The sequence below is a fragment of the Ralstonia sp. 1B3 genome, assembly GCF_036631435.1.
The window spans coordinates 100,771-120,690 of record NZ_JAPNUG010000027.1 but is presented as its reverse complement, the minus strand read 5'-3'; the positions used below and the strand labels follow the sequence as shown (position 1 = coordinate 120,690).

Genomic DNA, 19,920 nt, shown 5'->3' with positions numbered 1-19,920 from the left:
ACGCCTCGTCCGGAGATACCAATGACACGTAAGACCCTTGAAGACCTGTTCGTCCACTCGTTGTCGGACATCTACAGCGCGGAGAAGCAACTGGCCAAAGCGCTGGGCAAGCTCGCCCGCACCGCCCAGAACGAAGCGCTTTCGGAGGCATTCCAAAGCCATCTGGAAGAAACACAAGGTCAGATCGAAAGAATCGATCAGATCGTCGAGACCTGCGCCATCAAGCTCAAGCGCATGAAGTGCGCTGCCATGGAGGGCCTGATCGAAGAGGCGAACGAGCTGATCGAAGAGATCCCGAAGGGCCCGGTTCTCGATGCCGGGTTGATCGGCGCGGCGCAGAAGGTCGAGCACTACGAGATCGCCTCGTATGGCACGCTCGCGGCCCTCGCGAAGGAGATCGGCTTCCATGAAGCGGTGCCGCTGATCGTCAGCACATTGGACGAGGAAAAGGCGACGGATGCCAAGCTGACCCGTCTGGCGGAACAGTCCGCCAATCGCGAAGCGAGCGCCGCCTCGTAGGAGCCGCGCCACGCCGGCGTTGCAGGTGGAATGGCGGCAAACCGCCAGCCCTCAGGTTGCCCGGCGTGGCGGACCCTTACGTCGGCCCGACAGGGTCCTGCCGTTCATGCGTGACCCAGATCAGCGCAGCGGTATCGATCCCCAGGGACCGGGCGCGCGCGGCAATGGCCTCGCGCTGTGCCGCGCCCAGATGTTTATCGCGTGCCAACACCCAGCAGTAACTGCGATTCGGCCCCACCACGAGGGCCCACCGGTAGTCGGCGTCGAGCGCAGCCACGTGATACCCGCCATAGAACGGCCCGAAGAACGAGACCTTCAACGAGCCGGTATGGTCGTCGCCGATGAACACCGCTTTGCCAACCGCCTCGCGCCACTCGCCCTTGGCCGGGTCGAAGCCGCGGTTGACCACGCGGACGCTGCCGTCGGGCCGCGGTTGATACGTGGCGGAAACATCGGTCAAGCCGCGCTCGAACCCGTGATCCAGCCGGGCCAGCTCATACCAGCGGCCCTGGTAGCGCTGTAGGTCGAACGGCGTGACGGCGCTGATGCCTTCGGGTGGACGCGTCGGTGCGCATGCCGCCAGGAATGCCGCGCATGCAACCACCGGGGCCAGCCAGTGCAGGCGTCCACGGACTGTGCGCGCACCGCCGGCATGCTGCGCAACGCCGATCCCCCTCAACGAGCTCAACGCATGCCGCGCGCGCCTCACGAGTCGCGACGCGTGTGTCAACGTATCTGCCATCTGAGTCCTCCCGAATAAATACCGCGCTTGCGCCATAAGACGCCGCGTAGTGCCGCGCGTCAACGCAATGCAGAAGAACACATGACGCCTTTCCGCCAATGAAGACGCTTTGAGTCGACATGCCCACCTACGTCCGGTCAATGCCGCTGTTGTACAGCGGCGCAACTGCTGAACAGGAAATGCATCAAGAAAACTTCGTGCCCGTAGTCCCCGATCCACCGTGCCGTCAGTAGACTCCAACAAGCCGTCTGTTCATCGCTGAATTCACCGGTGCGCGCACCTTGCGATATGCCCGCCAAATGCACTCACGCCGCTCGAACCGCCCTCCTCGTTCTGTGCACGCTCATCAGCGTTGGAGCGTGGGCCGATTGCCGTGACACCGTGCCCGCGCCGCAACTCTCCGGCAAGGGTGCGCTGTGTCTTTTTGGATTCTGCCTCTACGATGCGCAGCTATGGAGCGCCGAACTTCCGCCCAGCTATGACGCGCCTTTTGCACTGGAAGTGACATACCGGCGCGCAGTGGAGCGAAGCCGCCTTATCGAAACCGCCATCGACGAAATCCGGCGGCTCCAGAGCCCCGTCCCGCCCGACGACACGCTCGCGCAATGGCAGCGCGCCATGACGCCCGCCTTCCCCGATGTCAAACCGGGCGACACTTTGTGCGGCGTGTATCTGCCCGGACGCGGTGCGCGCTTCTACGCGAATGGACAACTGACGACCGAGGTGAACGATCCCGCGTTCGCGCGCGCCTTCTTCGATATCTGGCTGGCACCCGGCACGCGCGCACCGTCCTTGCGCCGTCACCTTCTGGGCAAGTCACGTTGATGCGCGCACGGCTAGTTGGCGTCTCCCGGCGACTGGAAGCCCGGTTGCCCGATCTGGCTGGGGAACTGCGCTACGCGCCGGAAACGGGAAATGTCGTAACCCATCGCGTCGAAACGGCTCAATGCTGCCCGATAGTCCGCATCGCTCATGTTGGGCTCGCGCGAGAACACCCAGCCGAGGCTTTTGTCCGGATAGCCGAGCAGCGTTACCCGGTATTCCGGGTCGACATACAGCGTCAGCTGCGACACATAGATGGGCCAGAACAACCGCACGCGCCATTCGCCGCCGCCACTGCCGTCCACCACCGAATCGACGAACTGCATGCGTTTGAACGGCGCGTCGAAACCGCCGGGCCGATAGACGTAGGCATCGTCGATACGGCCATCGGGCCGCAGCGACCATTCGGCATAGCTGCCGACGTTGCCCCGCTCGCCAAAGTACGGAATGTTGGCGATGACATACCAACGCCCCATGTAGCGCGGCAGGTCGACCGGCACGGTCTTCAGCGGCACGGCCGCCCGCGGGTTGGGATTCGGCGGGGGGCCGGAGCAGGCCGCGCTGGCAAATGCCAGCGTGACGACTGCCAGCCAACGCGCCCAACCTGACAGCGTGAGCCAACGGTGGCCTCTTCGATGCGTTCTCATCGTGCGCTCCTCTATGCAATCGCCGGACAAGCCGGCTGGTTTGTCTGTGTGTTGAGTGCCGCGCGCGATGCCGCGTGGATCGGCATCGTCTTCGTCGCCGGATTGCTCGCGCTGCACTTGTGGCAAGCCCGCCAGCCGCGGCGGGAATTGCGGCTGGTACTGTCGGTCGTGATGCTGGCGGCGCCGTGGGAAACCGTCCTGATACGCGCCGGCCTCATCGCCTATCCGCACGGCACGTTGTGGGCCGGATTCGCACCGCCCTGGCTGCTGGCGCTGTGGGTGCTGTTCGCGATCCAAGTGAATGTCCTCTTTCGTTGGCTGCGCGGCAGATGGTGGCTGGCGATGACGCTAGGAGCCGTTGCCGGCCCGCTCTCGTTTCGTGCGGGCGCAGCGCTGGGGGCCGCACACATTTCGGAGATGGCTGCCACGCTCGGCACGCTGGCCATCGGCTGGGCGATATGGATGCCGCTGCTGGTATGGATAGGCAAGCGCAGCGATGGCACCGGCATTTCGCCCTGACTGCCGCTGCGGTGCCTAGCGCTTGACGAACCGGTAATGCGCCACGCCCCATTCGTTGCCGTTTGCATAGCCGAACAACGTCGACACCGCCAGGTAGAACATGCGCCAGCGCTGAAACCACACGGCCGCCTGCGCCTTGCCGTAGGTCTGGACGAACACCGGCATCAAACGATCACGGGCCGCGTCCAGGTTGGCGAGCCAATGGTCGGCGGTGCGCGCGTAGTGCGTGCCGCTGATCCACCAGTGCCGCGCCATGCGCAGGTCGTCCTGGAATTCCAGAAGCAACGCCTCCGATGGCATCGTGCCGCCCGTGAAGAAGTACTTCGACATCCAGTCGGTACCGTCCTGCACCTGAAAGTGATACGCCAGCGTGCGGTGCGCAAAGATGTGCACGAACAGCACCGCGTCCGGTCGCATCCATCGCGCGATCTTGCTCAACAGCAGGCCGTAGTTCTTCATGTGCTCGAACATTTCGATCGAGACAACACGATCAAAGCGGCCGCCCTTGGGCATCTCGGCAAACTCGAAATCGACGATGTTGCCGGTGTGCACGGTCAGGTTGGCCAGGCCGCGCTCGGCAGCGCGAGCCTCGATCCAGCTGCGCTGGCCCCGCGAATTCGACAACGCCACGATGCGTGCGTTGGGATAGCGCTTGGCCATCCACAGCGACAACGACCCCCAGCCGCAGCCCAGATCCAGAATGCACTGACCGTCGGCCAGGCTGGCACGCTCGGCATAGCAGGCAAACATTGCCTCTTCGGCCTCGGCCAGCGTTTCGTTGCCGGTCGGGTACAGGGCGCAGGAGTACTTCAACTGCGGCCCCAGGTGAGCCTCGAAAAAGGCTGGCGGCAATTCGTAATGCTGCGTGTTGGCCGCGTCTGTCTCAATGGCAATCGGGCTGCCGTGCAGCTCGTCCAGCAGTGCATTGAAACGCCGCGAACGCAGTTCGCCGTCGTTCAGACCTTCGTCTCGCAGGCGTTGGCGCATGAGGGTGCGCATGCCCGCGCGAACCAGCCCATCCGGCAGCCATCCGCGCTCGCAGCACTGGATGAGCCAGCCGTCATTGGCGTCGGCCGCAGCCTGCGGCGGTAGGGTCGGCGTGGACAGTGCAGTCATGTCGGTTCCTTGGATCTGTACGTCTGTTGTCAGTGGCGCGGCGGCCAGGGGATCAGCACACTCGTCGTGCGGGCGTATTCGGCGTAGTCACTGCGCGTGGCGTGCATATGGGCCTCAAGCATGGGAACGCCGGACACCTTGACGAGCAACCAGGCCATGGCCACGGGCGGAAACAGCGTGAGCCATGCCCAGGGCGATCCGATCGCAAGGGCACATAGGCCAGCCAGTGCACGCATTCAAAGAAATAGTTGGGATGCCGCGAATAGCGCCACAGCCCCACCTGGCACGTCTTGCCGCGGTTGGCCGGGTCTGCTGCAAAGCGGCGCAGTTGCCCATCCGCCACCGCCTCGCCCATCACCGCAATCAGCCACAGCGCAACCGCCACCGCCATGGCAAAAGCGCCAGGTGAATCTGGCCGGTAGCTCGGCACGGCAAACGCGATCGACAGGAACATCGAGACCGCCGCCTGCAACTGGAAGAAACCAAACATGTTTCGCGATGCGGCCGGGCCCCACTCCTCGCGCAACTTGCGGTAGCGCGCGTCTTCCGGCTTGCCGGCGTTGCGCCGCCACAGGTGCCACCCAAGGCGTGCACCCCACACCGCCGCCGACCCCGACCAGCAAGCGTGCCGGCAACGAACCGGTGCTCAGCGCCGCGTAGAGCAACGCCACCACGCCCAGCGAGAACGCCCAGACGGGATCGACCATGCCGGCGTTCCTGGTGCTCAGCTGCCATGCCCACACGGCACTGAACACCACCACCAGAAACACCAGCGCAACCAGTGCAACGCCGATCGCCGACATCGTCACCCCCGCTGCAGCAGAAACTGCGACACACCGATCCGGCCCTCGTCAAAGCCGGCCTCGCAGTAGGCGAAGTACAGGCGCCAGATGCGGATGAAGGGCTCGTCGAAGCCGAGCGCGCGCACGGCCTCCAGGCGGGCTTCGAAACGCTGGCTCCAGCGGCGCAGTGTCTCTGCATAGTCGCGGCCGAAGTCGAGGCGGTCGACCACACGCAAGCCGTGTTGCTCCGCCAGCCGGATAAAGCGCTCGCGACTGGGCAACATGCCGCCCGGGAAGATGAACTGCTGGATGAAATCGGTGCCGGCGCGGTAGCGCTCGAAATGCGCTTCGTCGATGGTGATGCTCTGCACCAGCGCGCGGCCGCCATGCCGCAGGCAGCGCACCAGCGTCCGGAAGTAGCTCAACCAGTACGCCTCGCCCACGGCCTCGAACATCTCGATGGACGCGATGGCGTCGTACGCCCCGTCCAGGTCCCGATAGTCACGCAGCTCAACGCGGGCCCGGGGCTCGTCGGCCAGGCGCTCGGCCGTGTAGCGGCGCTGTTCTTCCGAGAGCGTGATGCCGTGCACGTGTGCCCCGCGTGCGCAGGCCATCTCCATCAGGCCGCCCCATCCGCAGCCGATTTCCAGCACATCCATGCCGGGCTCCACCCGCAGCAGGTCGCACACGCGCCGGTACTTGGCAGCTTGCGCCTCAGCAAGGCCATGCCGCAGATTGCCGTTGAACCAGGCCGACGAATACGCCATGCCTTCGTCCAGCCAGAGGCGATAGAAATCGTTACCCAGGTCGTAATGCAGATGGATGTTGCGACGGCTGCCGCGACGGCTGTTCCGGCGCAGCAGGTGGCGCAGGCGCAGGACGGAGCGCGCCAGCGCATTCCCGAAGATCGCCTGGTCCAGCGTGGCCGCATTGACGATGGCCAGCCGCAGCAGGTTGGAGAGGTTGCCCGAGTCGATCCATCCGTCGCGATATGCCTCGGCAAAGCCCACGTCGCCGCTGCGCAGGATGCGTCCGCAGGCGCGCCAGTCGGTGATGCGCAGATCTGCCACGAGCGGCGACGCGGCATCGCCGATCTGCACCTCGCCATCAGGCGTAACGAGGTGAAGGAAGCCGTGCCGCAACCGACCGGCCAGGGCGACGAACAGCCGGCCGGCCGCAGGAACATGAGGCGGCACCCAAGTCAGGGAGCGCGAGGCTGTCATCGGGAATTCTCCGGAGAAGATCTGTCGTGCGGGGCACGGCCAAAGAACGGCACGCCCTTGAACCACAGGCGCGCGGCTTGCCAATGGATGCGGCCGATGACCTGCAGTGCAAGCAAGGGCTGGCGCAGCAGCGCGCGCCGCAGGTGGGCGGCATCAAAAGGCTGCAGCCGGCCACCGATGGCGGTCTGCAGCAAGAGGCCGTCTTGGTCGTGATAATCGATACGCACCAACGCGGTTGCAGCGGTCTCCGTAAAGCGGAACCGGTAGCCGCCCTCGACCCGGCAGAACGGCGAGACATGCAGCTGCTTGCGGCACGTCAGCACGGTGTACGCGTCGATGGCTCCGCCGTCGTGCGCGCACAGCAGGTATCGATGGTGCTGCCCAAAGGTGTTGTTGACCTCGGCCAAGACCGCGCGCAGCGTGCCGGCCGCGTCGTGGCAATACCAGAACGAGACGGGGTTGAACATCCAGCCGGCAATGCGCGGAAAGGTCTGCAGCCAGACCTCGCCATCGGCAGGCAAACCCGCGCTGCGCAGTACGCCGCGTATCCACGTGAGCAGGTCCGTGCCGTCGCGCGGGCCGTAGTCACGCACGCGCAAGGACAACGGGCGGAGGCAGTCGACGCCGAACCACGCCCCGTCAGGCGACCCAGCGCGGAGAGCTTCACGCGCACGGCAAACACCGGATAGACGAAGCGATTGGCGACCGGCCGCAGGCGACGGTGCATGACCTGGCCGACGAGAAGCTGGGCGTCGCCGTTCATGGCGCCACCTGTGCCCAGGCTGGCGCGCAGCCGAAATCCGACACCACGCGCAGGGCGGACTTCAGGCCATCTTCGTGGAATCCGTAGCCGGTCCAGGCACCCGCAAACCAGGTGCGGTCACGGCCTTGCAATGCCGGCAGGCGGGCCTGCGCGTCAATGGCCGGCTGATCAAACACCGGATGCTCGTATTCGAAGCGCCGATACTCAAGCTCGGGCGCGGGCGGCGCGGATGGATTGAGTGTGACCACCACGGGCGTCGACACCGGCAACGGCTGCAGCTGGTTCAGCAGGTAGCTGACGCACGGCGCGCTCGCCGTTGTACCGGCGTGGGGCGCATCCAGATAGTTCCACGCCGACCACACGCGCCGCCGACGCGGCAACAGGCGGGTATCCCGATGCAGGAATGCGGTGTTGGGCTGATACCGGAAAGCGCCCAACACGGCGCGTTCGTCGTCGGTGGCATCGTCGAGCAGCTGCAGCGTCTGCGGCGCATGCGTGGCGAGCACCACGGCGTCGTAGCGCTCGCTTCCCGCATCCGTACGGACATCGACATGGGCCTCTGCCCGGCGGATGCCTCGCACGGGCGTGGCGACACGCACATCGGCCAGCCGGCCGGCAATCGCCTGCACATAGCTGCGCGCACCGCCCTTGACGGTCCGCCAACGCGGCCGGTTGAAGACCTGCAGCAAGCCGTGGTTCAGACAGAACCGAAGGAACGTTTCGGCCGGAAACGCCAGGATCTCGCGGCTCGGCGTCGACCAGATGGCGGCGGCCATCGGCAGCAGATAGTGCGCGCAGAACGGCTCGCCATAGCGGCCGGCTGCCAGCAGCGTGCCGAGGCTGTGGCGTTCATTGCGCGCCACGGCCAGGTTGGCGTGCGCCTGGCGGTTGAAGCGCAGGATGTCGCTCAGCATCGACAGGAACCGCGCCGAGACCAGATTGCGCGGTTGCGCGAAGACCGTGCTGAGGCTGGTGCCGGCCCATTCCAGCGCCCCGCCGTCGACGGATACGCTGAACGACATGTCGCTCTCGCAATGCGCCACGCCCAGCTCGTCGAACAACGCAATCAGGTTCGGATACGTGCGCGCGTTGAACACGAGAAAACCGGTATCGACGCCAAAGACCCGCCCACCTTCTTCGATGTCGACCGTATTGGTATGTCCGCCAAGCCGAGGGCCGCCTCGAACAGCGTCACGTCGTGCCGCTTCGCAAGGAAATGCGCGGCCGCCAGCCCCGAGATGCCCGAGCCGACCACGGCAATGCGCTTTGCAGGAAACTGAAGAATGTTCAAGGCGATGCCTCTTGGGGTGGCTGGGCGCTCATCCGCCGCGGCGGCCGGGCAGCAGCGCAAGAAACTCGCGCCGCAAGCTGGGATCGGTCAGGAACACGCCGCGCATCACGCTGCTCACCATGCGCGACCCGTCGTCTTTCGTGCCGCGCCAGTGCATGCAGTAGTGCTCGGCCTCCAGCACAACGGCCAGGCCGTCGGGCGCCATGCGGTCTTCCAGCAGATCGGCAATCTGTTTGATGGCTTCTTCCTGGATCTGCGGACGGCTCATGACCCAGTCGATCAGTCGAGCGTACTTGGATAGCCCGATCAATTGGGAGTCCTGGCGCGGCATGACGCCAACCCACGCGCGCCCCATCACCGGACACAGGTGGTGCGAGCAGGCGCTGCGCACCCGCAGCGGCCCCACCACCATGAGTTCGTTCAACCGCTCCGCATTTGGAAACGCCGTCACTTCGGGCGCTTCGACATAGCGGCCGGCAAACACCTCGCGCACGAACATCTTGGCCACGCGGCGCGCGGTTTCCCGGCTGTTGTGGTCTTGCTCCACATCGATGACGAGCGCGCGCAGCACGGCCTGCAGGCGCTCCTCAATCTCTGCCTGGAGCAGATCGAGTTCGCCTTCGCGCAGGTAGGCGGCGATGTTGTCATTGGCGTGAAAGCGGTGGCCGGCGCTCATCAACCGCTCCCGAATCCGGACAGAAAGCGGCACGCTGCCAGCCGCCCCGGCAAATCCGGGCGGATCCAAAGTCAGTTTCATTGAAGTTGCCTCCGAAAATCGGCAGTGCACTCACCGCTCATGCCGCCTCAGAGGCGCCTACGAGCGAGGTGAATGGGGCGTATGCGCTCCTATACGCAGCTAACTCGCTGGTGGATTCAGCGTCTCGGCCCGAATGGCGAATTCCATCGCGTCTTCGAGCATCAAGCGGGCACGGTTGGCGACGTCCCCAAGGTGGCGGTGGAGTTGTTCATCAAGCGCCGACCGCACCGCGCAGCCGTCGCTGAAACGCTCGAACGCGTCGAGCTGGCGTATCAGCCCGACGAGGTGCCGTGGGCACTCGCAGGCAATCGTCTGCGATGCGTTGGCGAAGATCTCGAGCTGGCGGTCCGTAAACCTGCGCGCATTGCGCCGCAACGGTTCGAGCTTTCCGTAGACGGCATCCACGCGCACGAGCTGCGCCAGCTCCTGCAGGACTTGGTCGAGTTCAGCTTGCGCGTTGGGCTCCCGATACAGCCGCACGCCAGCCGCGCGCAGCATGTCGGTGGCGCGCACCGTGCCAAAGCTGTAGATCACGCCGACAGCACTGGCCCCGCACCGACGTGCCGCGGCCAAGACGGCTTCGGCCGTTTCCGGATGCAGGGACGCGGCCTCGACGATCAAGGCGTCTGTGCGTGGCGGAGGCTCCAGGTGTGTCTCGCCGTCGAGCGCGGGCAACTCGATGACGGGCTCGATACCCAGCGAAGCAAGCGTGCTTTTTCTGCGCCGCACGCGTTCTGCGAGCACGGCGCCACAGACCACAAGTGAAATTGCAGCGGTGGACGGCGCGGGCCCCGGGGCCTCAGCGGCGCGGGCGTTTTCCAGCAGTTGTTCGAGTTCAGTGCTGTCGGCATGCGCAATGGCGCCGATCGCGTGGCCCTGGTTGACGAGCGCGCGCAGCAGTGCGAGGCGCCGAACGTCCTCGCTCGAATACAACCGTTGGCCGGACTCCGATTTGGTCGGTGAAATCACGCCATAGCGCTGCTCCCACACGCGCAGGGTGGATACAGGCATCTTGGCCATGCGGGCGGCCGTTCCGCTTCGGTACATCGGGGCCGCGTTGTCTTCTTGTGGCACGTGCGTCTCCATGCAAGAACTGCTTTGCTGACATGAAACGCTGTACGGCCAACATCGTCAATGAAATGAAGCGCGTAACGCGCTTTCTGCACACGCCTGAGTCGGATTTGAGTCGATATTCCGCGCCGCGCTCCCGCCGAACCGCAGCGGCGGGAGCCATCCTCACGTTACGAGGCGCGTGCCGTCAGCCACTGGCTGGGTGGCAGCGGCGCGCCGACAATCCGCATCTCCCCAAGACTGCCGAAAAAGCCATTGCCCATGCTGCCGCCGTACTGCGCGCAGCCGATGGCCATCTGCTGGTTGCTGGCCACGTAGCGGATGCCGTTCATCCCGCTGTTGTTGCGCAGGATGGGCGCGCCTTCCACGTACATCGTCGTGCTGCCCTTGCCGTCGTTGACGATGGCAACGTGCAGCCACTGCCCAGCCGACACACCGCCGGACCAGCACGCCAGGTTCTCGGTGTTGTCGGTCGGGATCACCTCCCACTGGAACTCCATCAGGTTGGAAAACGCGAACATCGCCATCGTGTCGCCCTGGTCGACATCACCCGGCCATGACACGCCGGTGGCTGCGCTGCGCGCGCCAAGTCGATACAGGATGCCCATCCACGCGTTGTTCTGCGCGGTCCAGGCCGAATCGATCTTCAGGAACGCCTCGATCGTGTAGCCGTTGGCAAACGTTTGTACGTTCAGCGGCGAAGCGGCATCGGTCGTGAAATACGAAGACCTCGTCTGGTTGGCGTTCTTGAACTGCAGACTGCCGGGCGCGGAAGACAGCGGGTGATGATCCTTCGACCAGACAAGGTCGCCCGGCTGACCTCCCATCCACGTGTTGAGCGAAATGGGGTTCGCGCCGGCCGTGGTATCGCCCGGCACGGAGGCATCCTTGATCTGGAATCCGGGCTGATACGGCGACAGCGCTTCGCCTTCGGCCGCGGCCGTGTTGTAGAAGCGCCAGTGCGCCAAGGTGTTCGGCACCACCGGGTAGTCGTTCGGGCCGGAGGCCGGCTTGCCCGCGTCCTGCGGCGGGTTGTGATAGTTCGCCAGGATCAGGCCCTTGGCGACGTCGGTCAGGCTGCCCGACACCGAGCCGGCCGCTGCCTTGAAGCCGGGATTGAAACCGGCAAAGCGCTTGGCAAAATCGATGTCGATCGAGAAGTTCTGGTTATCCGCCGTCAGCCACGCCGAATCGAACTGGTTCAGGCTCGCCTCCGGCTTGACCGGCACCCACGGCGAGAACGAACTGGCGACGATCCTGTTGTTCGTCAGATCGAATTCGAACAGGCGCATCAGGCCATTGCCGCCCATATACGCCATCTGATAATCGACGACCATGAAGATGACGTCGTTGCCGGCGGCATTCTTCTTCGTCATCTTGCAGGAGCCGTGATAGTGACCCGACACGGCCATGAAAATCTGGTCGTTATTCTTGATCAGCTTGTCCCACAGGTAGTTCGAATACGCCGTATCGACCGCCGTCACTGCATCCGGGCCAATGCCCGCAAGCTGGTGGCAAATCAGGATGACCGGAATGCCGGGGTTCTTTGCGATGACCGAATTGGCCCATGCAATCGCATCGTCGGAAGCGCGCCACGACATCGACAGCACGAGAAACTGATTCCCCTCCGCCTTGAAGACGTGGTACTCGTGAAAGCCCGAGCCGTGGCGGCCACCAAAGGTTGACTGCTGTTGGGCGCGCGCGGTCGGGAACACTTTCAGATACGGCTCCAGCAAGCCTTGACGGTGGCTGCCTCCGTCCTGGTATCCGTCGGTGTTGTCGAAGCCGGAAACGCCGACGCCCCAGTCAGGCCCCCATTGCATTGACGAACCGATGGCGCCGACATCGTGGTTGCCGGCGCAAATCGAATAATTGCAGTTGGCTTTTTCCAGCACCTGCATTGCCTGGCTCGCCAGTTCCCATTCTTTGGTGACGGTGCCATTGCTGAGTTGGCTGTTGCTCAGCAAATCGGTACTCGCGCTCCACGGCGCCGAACCTTCAGACGTGTAATACCAGGACTGATCGACAATATCGCCAAGATGGGTGGTAAAGGCCAGTTTCAGCGCTTTTGCATTCTGGGCAATCCATTGCGTTTGCGCTTTGAATGGATTGTCGAATTGCGGATTGATGGTCGGATAATTCTTTTGATACAACTCGCCCATTTTTGCGGATGCATAGCGCGGATAGAACTGCGTATCCGGCAACGCCGCCAACGTAAATGACGACACCAGCTTCGGCGTGGCCGTGCCGGTGCCCGGATTCCCCGAGCCAGGTGACGTGCCCGTGCCCGTTGAGCCGGAGCCCGTTGAGGCATCCGCTGAATCTCCACCACCGCATCCGCTCAGCAGGCCCGACAGGCCGACCGCCGACGAGGCCAGCATCATGCGCAGCAGTTGCCTGCGCTTCAGTTCAGGAACAGCGGCCAGATCATCCAGCGTCACCTCCAGTTGATCGACCCGACTTTTCATTGACATGGTTCTCTCCGTTACGTTTTTGGCTACCCAGAAGGCAAAGCGATTGCCGTCGCAATTCGCAGGGTTGGTCCAACGCTCGAAGGGAAATGGAAGTGATGCCGGAAAAGCGCAATTCTCATCGACACAGATCAACCGCGCTGAGCCTTTGAGAAACAACATTCTCAAAAAACCTCAGATAGCGAATGCGTTCGATGCTGTTTTTATTGCCTGCGATTCATGGATTGAATCGGTCGCATCGATTGGCATCCGCATGGTAGGAATCGCGTGTGACAGAGGCATTTCTTTAAGCCACGCACATTCAATCGCGACCGGTTTGAAACGCGATTCAACGCATAGAACCCGAGCGTCTATTTGGACGCTGCGTGCGAATGCCGGATGCCCGGCGCCATGCGCTTCGCCGGCACGCAGCGGCATCTTCAGGGATTGACGACGCGGCCATCCAGCGGGCTCAACACCGTTTGCAGGCGACGCCACCAGGGCCTCATACAGCGATCCGCGGGGCCGCCACAAGGCCATCGCCGGCCCCCGTCCCCCGCTGGTAGGGACCGGGAAAACCCGCCCTTGACCTCTAATATATCAATCCATAAATTCTGATATATCAAAAGACATGCCCGGCTTCTGCAGCCTCCTGCCGGGTCGACACGTCAAACAAAACCAAAACGAGGAGACCCAATGACAGCGCCCTTCCGCAACCGGCGGCGGCTGGCATCTGATGCCCGCGCCCCGCACAACCCGTCGAGACGTGCCTTTCTGAGCTATGGCGGGGCCGTGGTCGGTGGGGCGCTGGTGAGCGCCTGCGGCGGCGGTTCCGACGACGCGGCTGCACCAGTTGTCACCACGCCCACGGCGCCCGTGCAGGCAGACCCGATCTGGGGTGCTAACGGCCTGGCCACCAACATCATCTCGTCGCTGAAGGGCGTGGCGCAGAGTGCCTTCCCGGCAGTCGATTTCCAGGTCGAGGCGTTTGGCGCGCAGCCCTGCAGCGTGGTCGCACAAACAAGCCCATACACCGATCCGACCAAATCCCCCGTGAGTTCCGGCGCCGGCGCAACGCAAGCGGCAGGTGCATTCGACTCGCGCCCCGCATTCCTGGCCGCCATTGCGGCATGCAATGCAGCCGGGGGCGGGCGCGTGGTCGTACCTTCGGGCACGTGGTACTGCGCGGGGCCGATCGTGCTGCAGAGCAACGTCAACTTTCACCTGAGCGCCAACTGCACGATCTACTTCAGCGCCAATCCGGCGGATTACGCCAAGGATGGCCCGATCGATTGCGGCGCCAACGGCAAGCTGTACTACAGCCGCTGGCAAGCCGACGACTGCCTGAATTACGGCTCGCCCATCTACGCACGCAACGCCAGCAACATCGCGCTGACGGGCGAGGGGGCGACCTCGGTGCTCAACGGCCAGGCCATGACGCCGTTTGCCGGCACGGGCAACACCAGCACGTGCTGGTGGACCTTCAAGGGCACCAACGGCGCCTATGGCTGCGCCAGCTCGAGCACGCCGTCGCAGGCTTACAGCAACCCCAACAACGTCGACTTGCAGACCGCGGTGCCGGGCATTCCGAGCGCGCTGTACACGCTGCTGACCAATCCGGCAACGCCCTGGCAGCAAGACCAGAACTACCTGCCGGCGCTGTCCGAAGCCGGTGTGCCGGTGGAGAAGCGCATCTTCGGGCTCGGGCACTACCTGCGCCCCTGCATGGTGGAGTTCATCGGCTGCACCAACGTGCTGATGGAGAACTACCGCACGATCAACACGCCGTTCTGGCAGCACCATCCGGTGCACTGCACGAACGTGGTCATCCGTGGCGTGACGGTCGACAGCATCGGCCCCAACAACGACGGCTTCGACCCCGATGCCTGCAGCAACGTGCTGTGCGAAAACGTCACGTTCAACACGGGCGACGACTGCATCGCCATCAAGTCGGGCAAGAACCTCGACACCGGCTGCGGCCCGGCGCAAGACCACGTCATCCAGAACTGCACGATGAACAGCGGCCACGGCGGCATCACGCTGGGCAGCGAAATGGGTGGCGGCGTGCAGAACATCTATGCACGCAACCTGGCGATGCTGAACCAGTTCTGGGCAACGAACTCACTGAACATCGCCATCCGCATCAAGACGAACATGAACCGTGGCGGGTTCGTGAAGAACTTCTATGTGACCAACGTCAGCCTGCCCAACGGCGTGAACCTCACCGGCGCCGGCTATGGCAGCAAGATGCTGGCTGGCAGCCCGATCAACAGCACGGTGCCGCTGGGCGTGGTGACGGCGGCCGCGGCAAACCCCTCGGCGTCGCAAGGCGGGCTGATCACGTTCGACTGCGATTACCAGCCTGCTGCAGATGCCATCCGCACGCGGCCGGCCCTGGTGCAGAACGTGAACATCTCCAACGTGACTGCGGGCAACGTCACCACGGGCGGCCTCACGGGCTCGTGTTTCCAGGCCATCGTTGCGCAGGGCCCCGTGGCGTTCGACTACAACGGCCCGCTGCCTGCCCCCACCGTCCCGCCCATCACCGGCGTGACGATCTCGAACTGCAACTTCGGCACGCCCACGGCGGCGGGCCCGGCAAGCGCCACCACGCCGGGGCCGGTCTACGCCTACAACGTGCACGACATCACGCTGCAGAACGTCGTGATCGGTGGACAGACCTTCAACACCACCGTGACCGACGCTCGCTGAGCAACCCGCCTCCTTCGCGCTCGGCTGGATCCGCCGGCCGGCGCCTTTTTATTCCGACCCTGCTGCCCACCCATCATGAAACGCCCTACCGCAATCGCCCGTTCGTCCCTGCTGTTCGCCGCACTGCTGGCCGCCTTCGCAAGCGGCGCCGCGCAAGCACGCACCTTCCGTGTGGCCGACGTGCACGGCGACACCTATCCGACCAACATGGCCGTCAAGTTCATGGGGGAGGAAATCAAGCCACCGGCGGCAAGGACTCCGTCAAGGTGTTCGGCAACAGCGCGCTGGGCTCGGAGAAAGACACCATCGACCAGGTGCGCATCGGCGCGATCGACATGGTGCGTGCCAACGGCGCGGCCTTCAACGAGATCGTCCCGGAATCGGTCATCCCCTCGCTGCCCTTCCTGTTCCGCGATATGGAGCACTTCCGCAAGGTGATGTACGGCCCGGTCGGCCAGAAGATTCTCGATGCGTTTGCCGCCAAGGGTTTCGTCGCGCTGACGTTCTATGAGAGCGGCGCGCGGTCGATCTACGCCAAGAAGGCCATTCACACGCCGGCCGACATGAAGGGCGTGAAGATCCGCGTGCAGCCGTCGGACCTGATGGTGGATGAGATCAAGGCCATGGGCGGCACGCCCACGCCGATGCCCTTCAGCGAGGTCTACACCGGCCTGAAGACGGGCCTGGTGGATGCGGCGGAAAACAACATCCCGTCGTATGAGGAAACCAAGCATTTTGAAGTCGCGCAGATCTACTCCGAAACGCAGCATGCGATGACGCCGGAAGTGCTGGTGTTCTCCAAGAAGATCTGGGACACGCTCACGCCGCAGGAGCAAGCCGCCATTCGCAAGGCCGCTGCAGATTCGGTGCCGTACTACGTGAAGCTCTGGACCGCGCGCGAGCAGGCTGCCACGGCCACCGTGACCAAGGGCAACGCCACCATCGTGCCGGCGTCGCAGGTCGACCGCGCCGCCTTCGTCAAGGCCATGCAGCCGCTCTGGACGAAGTACGAAACCACGCCGCAGATGAAGGACATCGTCAACGCGATCGTCGCCACCAAGTAAGCCTGCCTCACCGCTCAAGCGCAGGGCCGGCGTCTTTCCCGCGGGCCCCGCGCCGGGCAGGCTGCCGATGTGCGCCGTTGGTACACCGGCCACGCCTGCCCACCTCCGATACCGCGCTCCCCCTCCAGGTTCAGCATGCAATCGATGTCTTTACTCAAACGCATCAACGATGCGTTTGCGCTTGTGCTCACGCTTGTGGCGGCGTCATGCCTGGCCACGCTGACCGTGCTCGTCTTCTACGGCGTGGTCATGCGCTACGTCTTCAACAACGCGCCGGATTTTGTTGAGCCCATCGCCCTGCTCATGGTGGTGGCCATCGCGATGTTCGGGGCCGCGCTCAAGGTGCGCGAAGGCGGCCATATCGGCCTGGATTCCTTTGTGGAGCGCCTGCCTGCTGGCGGCAAGCGCGCTGCACACGTGCTGCAGAAGCTGTGCCTGATGGCCTTTGCCGTGGTGATCTTCATCGGCTGCTTCGACATGGCCGAAACCACGTTCGGTGATCGCATTCCCATCCTCGGCCTGCCTGAAGCCGTCCGCTACTGGATTCCGATCGTGGCCAGTGTCGCCATCGCCCTATTCGCTCTCGAACGCCTGATCGGGCTGTTCGCGCAAGACGCAAGTTAAGTCACCATGGATCTCGCCATTCTCTCCGTCAGTTTTCTGGCGTTTCTTCTGCTGGGCGTACCGGTTTCGTTCGCGCTCGGCCTGTCATGCGTGCTGACGTATCTGCACGAAGGTCTGCCGGCGGCCACCGCCATGCAGTCGATGATCTCGGGCATGAACGCGTTCTCGTTCCTGGCCGTGCCGTTCTTCATTCTGTCGGGCGAGCTGATGCTGCACGGCGGCATCGCAGACCGCATCCTGCGCTTCGCGCAATCCCTCGTGGGGCACTTCCGCGGGGGCCTCGGTATGGCCAACGTGGTGGCCTGCACGCTGTTCGGCGGCGTGTCGGGTTCGCCCACCGCCGACACGTCGGCCATGGGCGGCGTGGTGATCCCGCTGATGAAGCGCGAAGGTTACAGCGCGGCCTATGCCGTGAACGTGACCACGCATGCCTCGCTGGCCGGGGCGCTCATGCCGACCTCAACCAACATGATCATCTACGCCTTTGCGGCGCAGGGCATCGTGGGTTCGCTCAACGGTCAGCAGGTGAGCGGCGTGTCGATTGGCGACCTGCTGTTCTCGGGGCTGCTGCCCGTGCTGTGGGTCATGGGCTTCGTGCTGATCGCCGCCTACTGGCAAGCCAAGCGCTACGGCTTCCCGCGCCGCGCCGACGGCTCGACCGAGCTGCCGGCCTTCCCCGGCTGGTTTGCCGTGGCACGCGCCTTTGTGGGCGCGGTACCGGGCCTGATGGTGATCGCGCTGATCCTGGTATGCGTGGCCATGGGCATTGCCACGGCCACCGAAGCCGCCGCCATCGCCGTCGCGTATTCGCTGTGCCTGACGGTGCTCGTCTATCGCTCCATGACGTGGAGCAAGTTCCGCCGCGCGCTCGCCCACGCCGCCAAGACCACGGGCGTGGTGCTGCTGCTGATTGCCGTGTCGAACATGCTGCGCTTCCAGATGGCCTACCTGGAGATCCCGGACGCCATCGAGCAGATGCTCACGCAGACCAGCGCCGCACCCTGGCTGATGCTGCTCTACATCAACATCCTGCAGGTCTTCCTGGGTACGTTCGTCGACATGGCGGCGCACATCCTGATCACCACGCCGCTGTTCCTGCCGATGGCCATGCACTGCGGCGTCGGCCCGGTGCAGTTCGGGATCATGCTGCTGCTGAACTGTTCGCTCGGCCTCGTGCATCCGCCCATCGGCTCGGTGCAGTTTGTCGGCTGCGCCATCGGCGAGGTCTCCATCGGTGAGACCACCAAGATCGCCTGGCCCTACTACCTCGCCATCTTCACCGCCATCAACGTGGTGACCTACGTGCCGTTCTTCTCGACCTGGCTGCCGAGCGTGATCAACGGGCATCCGGTGTTCTGAGCACAAACGCAATCCCCACGAATAACCAACATGCGGCCACGGCTGCGACATCAAGGAAGGAGTCATCATGAAGAGCCAGGTAGCCATCGCGGCAGCGATTGCACTCACAGGAGGCATCGCCGAATCGGCGTACGCGCAGAGCAGCGTCACGCTGTACGGCAACATCGACGTGTCGGTCGGGTATCAGAGCAACCAGACCTCGGTCGGCTCCACCTCGAACGGCCATTCGGTCGTGAAGCAGAACAGCGGCATCTGGTCTGGCAGCCGCTTCGGCTTCAAGGGCAACGAAGACCTGGGCGGCGGCAACAGCGCGCAGTTCGTGCTCGAAGAAGGCTTTAACGGCGACACGGGCTCGCAATCGGTCTCGGGGCTGATGTTCAATCGCCAGGCGTTCGTCGGCATTGCCAACCGCGACCTGGGCACCGTCACGCTGGGCCGTCAGTACACGGCGTATTTCTCGATCCTCGCCCCGTACAGCCCGATCAACTGGCTGACCGGCTTCTACGGTGCGCACCCCGGCGATATCGATTCGCTCGACACCAACTACCGCGTCAACAACTCCGTGGTGTACATGTCGCCCACGCTGGGCGGCGTGACGTTCAGCGGCTCGTACGGCATGGGCGAAACGCCGGGCAGCGCGGGCAATGGGTCCACCTGGAGCTTTGCCGCGCGCTATGCCAACGGGCCGGTCGGCGTGGGGGCCGGCTTCATGCGCGTGAACAACTCCACGGTGGGCGGAGGCGCCTGGGGCGCGAACTCGGCGCTATCCAACAACGGCAGCCAGCCGGCCGTGTCCGCCATCAATGCCGGCTACCAGCTGGCGGCCGCACAGCAGCGCTTTGCCGTGCTGGGCTCGTACACGTTCTCGCCGACATGGGACGTGTCGGTGTCGTACTCCAACGTGCAGTACATCCCGGGCCTGAACTCCAAGTTCGCCAGCGAGGCGATCTTCAATACGGGCGGCGCCGTGCTGCACTACAAGGCCACCCCGACGCTTGACCTGGCAGCCGGCTATTCGTACACGCGCGCTACCAAGGCCAACGGCATTGCCGATGCGGCGACGTATCACCAGTTCAACCTGTCGCAGTACTACAGCTTTTCGAAGCGCACGGGCCTGTACTTGCTGGAGGCGTACCAGAAGGCCAAGGGCAAGACGATCTCGCCCACGGGCAGCATCATCGACGCCACGGCGTCCATCGGCGACGGCCAGAACGGCGCACCCTCGGCAACCGGGTCGCAGCTGGCCGTGGCTGTCGGCATGATTCACCGGTTCTGACCGGTTTGAGCGCCGGGCACAGCATCCACTTCGGACGCCGTGCCCGGGTTCACCTCTGTTCAAGCGCGCGGAGTTTGCCGCTATCATGGTGCCCGCGCCGCCCTTGGTCTCTGACCGCATCGAAACCTCAGGCTGCGCCCGTTGCGATCCCTTCCACTTCCCCCCGAACTCGTTGCGAGCTGT

Annotated in this window: 15 protein-coding genes and 4 pseudogenes; 9 read left to right on the top strand and 10 right to left on the bottom strand. The window is 64.3% G+C overall.

All coding sequences use genetic code 11. The annotated features are described in order from the left end of the window. The first annotated feature begins 21 nt into the window (after positions 1-21). Positions 22-519 (top strand): YciE/YciF ferroxidase family protein, encoded by a 498-nt coding sequence (locus OWR21_RS08130; protein WP_147213943.1) that lies wholly within the window; start codon positions 22-24, stop codon positions 517-519. 76 nt (positions 520-595) lie between these two features. Here OWR21_RS08130 and OWR21_RS08125 read toward each other — a convergent pair whose 3' ends face one another. Then, positions 596-1,261 (bottom strand): lipocalin family protein, encoded by a 666-nt coding sequence (locus OWR21_RS08125; RefSeq protein ID WP_316890874.1) that lies wholly within the window; start codon positions 1,259-1,261, stop codon positions 596-598. Between the two features lie 288 nt (positions 1,262-1,549). On the opposite strand from OWR21_RS08125, the gene OWR21_RS08120 reads away from it, so the two are divergent. Then, entirely contained in the window at positions 1,550-2,086 is a 537-nt protein-coding gene (locus OWR21_RS08120; protein ID WP_428984283.1) for a chalcone isomerase family protein, read from the top strand. 11 nt (positions 2,087-2,097) lie between these two features. Here the strand turns inward: OWR21_RS08120 and OWR21_RS08115 are convergent, their stop codons facing one another. Next, complete coding sequence (locus OWR21_RS08115) at positions 2,098-2,730, bottom strand: lipocalin family protein (protein ID WP_316890873.1); 633 nt, start codon at positions 2,728-2,730, stop codon at positions 2,098-2,100. On the opposite strand from OWR21_RS08115, the gene OWR21_RS08110 reads away from it, so the two are divergent. Continuing rightward, positions 2,719-3,249 (top strand): DUF2878 domain-containing protein, encoded by a 531-nt coding sequence (locus tag OWR21_RS08110; protein WP_332394964.1) that lies wholly within the window; start codon positions 2,719-2,721, stop codon positions 3,247-3,249. The genes OWR21_RS08115 and OWR21_RS08110 overlap by 12 nt on opposite strands. A 15-nt stretch (positions 3,250-3,264) precedes the next feature. Here the strand turns inward: OWR21_RS08110 and OWR21_RS08105 are convergent, their stop codons facing one another. From OWR21_RS08105 to OWR21_RS08070, 8 genes and pseudogenes are all read right to left on the bottom strand, one after another. Then, the gene (locus OWR21_RS08105; RefSeq protein WP_332394963.1) at positions 3,265-4,365 is read right to left on the bottom strand and encodes an SAM-dependent methyltransferase; all 1,101 of its coding nucleotides are present in this window, start codon (positions 4,363-4,365) and stop codon (positions 3,265-3,267) included. A 29-nt stretch (positions 4,366-4,394) separates the two neighbouring features. After that, positions 4,395-5,168: pseudogene (locus OWR21_RS08100) on the bottom strand (DUF1295 domain-containing protein). Positions 5,169-5,170: 2 nt separating this feature from the next. Continuing rightward, positions 5,171-6,370: a cyclopropane-fatty-acyl-phospholipid synthase family protein gene (locus OWR21_RS08095; protein ID WP_332394962.1), complete on the bottom strand. Its 1,200-nt coding sequence runs from the start codon at positions 6,368-6,370 to the stop codon at positions 5,171-5,173. Further along, positions 6,367-7,133 (bottom strand): annotated as a pseudogene (locus OWR21_RS08090) (DUF1365 domain-containing protein). Before OWR21_RS08090 ends, OWR21_RS08095 begins: the two are co-directional and overlap by 4 nt. Next, positions 7,130-8,424 (bottom strand): annotated as a pseudogene (locus tag OWR21_RS08085) (NAD(P)/FAD-dependent oxidoreductase). Before OWR21_RS08085 ends, OWR21_RS08090 begins: the two co-directional pseudogenes overlap by 4 nt. A 28-nt stretch (positions 8,425-8,452) precedes the next feature. After that, positions 8,453-9,181: a GTP cyclohydrolase I gene (gene folE / locus OWR21_RS08080; RefSeq protein ID WP_332394961.1), complete on the bottom strand. Its 729-nt coding sequence runs from the start codon at positions 9,179-9,181 to the stop codon at positions 8,453-8,455. A gap of 99 nt (positions 9,182-9,280) precedes the next feature. After that, positions 9,281-10,255 carry a MerR family transcriptional regulator gene (locus OWR21_RS08075; RefSeq protein ID WP_261796961.1) on the bottom strand — a complete coding sequence of 325 codons (975 nt, stop codon included), beginning with the start codon at positions 10,253-10,255 and terminating at the stop codon, positions 9,281-9,283. Between the two features lie 167 nt (positions 10,256-10,422). Continuing rightward, positions 10,423-12,726 (bottom strand): LamG-like jellyroll fold domain-containing protein, encoded by a 2,304-nt coding sequence (locus tag OWR21_RS08070; RefSeq protein WP_332394960.1) that lies wholly within the window; start codon positions 12,724-12,726, stop codon positions 10,423-10,425. On the opposite strand from OWR21_RS08070, the gene OWR21_RS08065 reads away from it, so the two are divergent. The 6 genes and pseudogenes from OWR21_RS08065 to OWR21_RS08040 all read left to right on the top strand — a co-directional run bounded on the left by OWR21_RS08065 (position 12,725) and on the right by OWR21_RS08040 (position 19,737). After that, positions 12,725-13,153: a hypothetical protein gene (locus OWR21_RS08065; RefSeq protein ID WP_332394959.1), complete on the top strand. Its 429-nt coding sequence runs from the start codon at positions 12,725-12,727 to the stop codon at positions 13,151-13,153. The two genes, OWR21_RS08070 and OWR21_RS08065, sit on opposite strands and share 2 nt — an antisense overlap. A 245-nt stretch (positions 13,154-13,398) precedes the next feature. Continuing rightward, a complete protein-coding gene (locus tag OWR21_RS08060) occupies positions 13,399-15,414 on the top strand; it encodes a glycoside hydrolase family 28 protein (protein WP_332394958.1) in 2,016 nt (671 codons plus the stop codon). Between the two features lie 75 nt (positions 15,415-15,489). Continuing rightward, a pseudogene (locus tag OWR21_RS08055) lies at positions 15,490-16,478 on the top strand (TRAP transporter substrate-binding protein). A gap of 135 nt (positions 16,479-16,613) precedes the next feature. Further along, entirely contained in the window at positions 16,614-17,102 is a 489-nt protein-coding gene (locus OWR21_RS08050; protein ID WP_316890861.1) for a TRAP transporter small permease, read from the top strand. Between the two features lie 6 nt (positions 17,103-17,108). Next, positions 17,109-18,461: a TRAP transporter large permease gene (locus OWR21_RS08045; protein WP_316874397.1), complete on the top strand. Its 1,353-nt coding sequence runs from the start codon at positions 17,109-17,111 to the stop codon at positions 18,459-18,461. A gap of 67 nt (positions 18,462-18,528) precedes the next feature. Next, complete coding sequence (locus OWR21_RS08040) at positions 18,529-19,737, top strand: porin (protein WP_332394957.1); 1,209 nt, start codon at positions 18,529-18,531, stop codon at positions 19,735-19,737. Positions 19,738-19,920: the final 183 nt, after the last annotated feature.